At 54.9% G+C, this 2,900-nt stretch carries 4 protein-coding genes; all 4 read right to left on the bottom strand.

Translation table 11 applies throughout. The features are described 5' to 3' along the window. Positions 1-146 precede the first annotated feature (146 nt). Complete coding sequence (gene mobQ / locus DWW13_RS18205) at positions 147-1,592, bottom strand: MobQ family relaxase (RefSeq protein WP_118720800.1); 1,446 nt, start codon at positions 1,590-1,592, stop codon at positions 147-149. Between the two features lie 187 nt (positions 1,593-1,779). Continuing rightward, on the bottom strand, positions 1,780-2,070 hold the full coding sequence (locus DWW13_RS18200; RefSeq protein WP_117541264.1) for a DUF3847 domain-containing protein: 291 nt from the start codon (positions 2,068-2,070) through the stop codon (positions 1,780-1,782). A 28-nt stretch (positions 2,071-2,098) separates the two neighbouring features. Continuing rightward, positions 2,099-2,560, bottom strand: a complete 462-nt coding sequence (locus tag DWW13_RS18195) for an RNA polymerase sigma factor (protein WP_118512286.1) — start codon at positions 2,558-2,560, stop codon at positions 2,099-2,101. A 10-nt stretch (positions 2,561-2,570) separates the two neighbouring features. Beyond that, a partial coding sequence (locus DWW13_RS18190) for an RNA polymerase subunit sigma-24 (RefSeq protein ID WP_118720798.1) occupies positions 2,571-2,900 on the bottom strand: 330 nt, incomplete at its 5' end.

The following is a 2,900-nucleotide window of genomic DNA, read 5'->3' as shown; positions in this document are numbered from 1 at the left end:
GCCCGCACCGGCACACACAGCGACTTGTTCGGCAAATAAACAGTCTGCCGCCGTATGGGGAAACCTGTACGGCGGTTTTTCTGTGTGCAAAAGTATGTCGTGAAATGCGACGCACTTGACAGGGGTACGCCAAAATGCAGTATCCTTTACCGATCCGACCCACGGTCGTAAGACTTGTCCCTTTCCTGTCGGGACAGCTGCTCGGCGGTTTTGCGGAGCCGTTCCACTCCTTTCAAATCATCCCTCATGGATTTCATGGCAAGCGTGTCCGTCTGCTTTCCAGCGGCCAGCTGGTCAATTTCCCGCTGCCATGCCTTCGGGGTGATTGCCTCGCCGCTGTTTTTCAGTTCTTTCAGATACCGGGCCGCTGCGTCATACAGAATCAGTTCCCGGCTGTGGCGCTGTTCAAACTGTTCCCGTTTTTCCGGCTTTACTTTGGCAAGCTGCTTGTGAATGGACTTGTACTGGTTGTACTGTTCCCACATCTCCCCGCGCTCGGTAAGGGTAGTGATCCGGCGCTCGGCCTTGACGATCTTTCCCCGCAGGTCATAGTAACAACTGTTCACATCAGCGATTTTTTCATGAAGCTGCTGCATAGACTGGATGCCGTTTGCCTGCAAAAAGCTGAATAGTGCAGCGCTTTCCTGCAAAGCCCGGATTTTGCCGGTGTGGGTGCGGGGAGCGTTCAACTGCTGCTGGGCCTCCCACAAGGCGGTCAAGCTGCTTTGCTGTGTTTGTGGTTTTTCCGCTTCGTCTTTCGACCAGCGATAAAGACGGGTAATGCGGGCTTTGATTTCTTTCAGCAGCTTGTTGTCGGCAGCGATCTGCCGGTTTACTTCGCCCTTGTCGGTGCGGATGCCGCGCTTTTCCATTTGGCTGGCGGCTGGCCCCAGATGGACAGAGGGAATCTTATCAATGCCCTGCCGCTTATAGCTGCGATGGTCAATGCGCTCCGGTCTGCCGGCAGATTCCAACGCCCGATTGATGTAGGCCGCCCACGCTGCCCTCCAAATCTCCACATTCCCTTTGTCGTTCCAGTCGGTGGTGTCCTCCCGGTAGTTCTTCCAGCCGCCTTTCCCATCCGGGATACGCTGTCCATTCTCGTCCAGGTCGTATGCCTTGCGGCACTTTGCGCCCCACTGTCCATTTTCTTTCAAAGGCCGGAGCGTCAGCATGATATGGACATGAGGGTTGCCGGTTCCCTTGTCATGGATAGCAAAGTCGGCGCACATTCCTTTGTCTACAAAGTTGTCCTTCACATAGGACCGGACAAGGGCAAGCTGCTGTTCTATGGACAGTTCGCGGGGCAAAGCTGCCTCAATCTCGCGGGCAAGCTGGCTGTCCCTTGCTTTCTCGATTTGCTCCACGCTGTTCCAGAGGATAGAACGGTCTGCAAATTCCGGCGGGGCGTAGGCAGGCAGCATGATCTCCGCATGAACAATGCCGCCTTTCCGGGTGTAGTCGTGGGTCATGCCGTCCCATTCATTTGTCAGCTTGGTTCCGCTGCGGTAAGCAGCTGCGGCAACAGCAGAACGGCCTGCGCTGCGCTTGATAATACTGACGGGGATATGACAGAAATCTATGGGGAACACCTCCTTTCAGTGAGGGGATAACAGGCTCTGTGGAGCCGGGCATACGCAAAGCGGGTGACTGGCTGCGCAGAGCGCACAAGGGGTTTGGGGAGTGTAGCGCCCCATCGCGGACGAAGTACGCAACAGCCCCCGGCAGGGCGCACAGCACCGGCAACGGTGTATAAGTGCGCCCTTGTAAACAAGGGACTTATGGCGTGTCCCCGGATTGTGACAGGTTTGCAGTCAATTCCGCAGCCCCCGGAAGATGGGACAGGGCAATCAAAAATGCTTTAACCTCTGCGCCGGAAAGGTCGGGAGCCAACGGGAAAATCCCCTCCAAAACGGCTCCACGCTCAATCAGGCGGCGGGTGCGAACCCTGCGTTCTTCGTTCCGATGCTTGTTCTCCAAAATCTTCTTTCGGTTTTCAAGCTGCCGAATCTCCTTCAGGACTTTCTCCCGTTCTTCTTTTTGGGGGTGGGCTGTAATTTTTTCGTTCATGTCAGGCACCTCTTTTCTTTGGAAATACTCATAGATTGACCGTCCATTTCTGTCGAGCAAAGTACCGGCGCAGCCTCCGCAGTGCGGCATGGATGGATTTTCCCGCCTGTGATGGCGTGACACCCTCCATTGCGGCAATATCTTTCACTTTCATACCCAGCATATAGCGGGCATGGACACGGCGAGCCTGCATAGGCGGCAGGGAAGAAATGGCTTCGTACAATCGCCGTATCAGTTCTTCGTATTCGGCTAATTCTTCTTTTTCTATCAGGTAGTCCTCCGGCGATGGCTGCGCCCAGCCGATGGCGGCATTTTCGATTCCATCGTTACAATCGAGGGAATAAAATGCCTTATACCGGAACATCTTGCGATCTCTGGCGGCCTCGGCTCTCTTGTCCAGAAGAAACGCTTCGACGATCTCATCGGACACCTCCACAAAAATGTCCTCTTTGCAAAATGGATAATATTGTTTGAGATTGATGGTCTGCATAGGCATGCCCTCACTCTGTTTGGAAAAAGCCATCATAGCAGCGGCGCATATTCCGCAGACCCCGGCGGATGGCAACGCTAACCTTGCTGCTGTGGACGCCCTCTATCCGAGAGATTTCCGGCTGCTTGATACCAGCAATGTAATAGGCGTGAACACGGCGGGCCTGTGTCGGAGTGGCATGAGCCAGAGCCACCGGCAGAGCTGCAATCAGGTGCAGGCGGGTGGTCATTTCTTCTCGTTCCAGCAAAATATCTTCCGGCGATCTGCTGTGTTCCAGTGCGTAATTTTCCAGCCAGCTGTATGCGTCCAGAGAGTAGTAGGCGCGGTGGTAGACTTTCCG

Source organism: Blautia sp. AF14-40, from assembly GCF_003479665.1.
In the GTDB taxonomy this organism is placed as follows: Bacteria; Bacillota; Clostridia; order Lachnospirales; family Lachnospiraceae; genus Fusicatenibacter; species Fusicatenibacter saccharivorans.
Note: the sequence above shows the minus strand (reverse complement) of the source record. Positions and strands in the feature narration are given on the sequence as shown.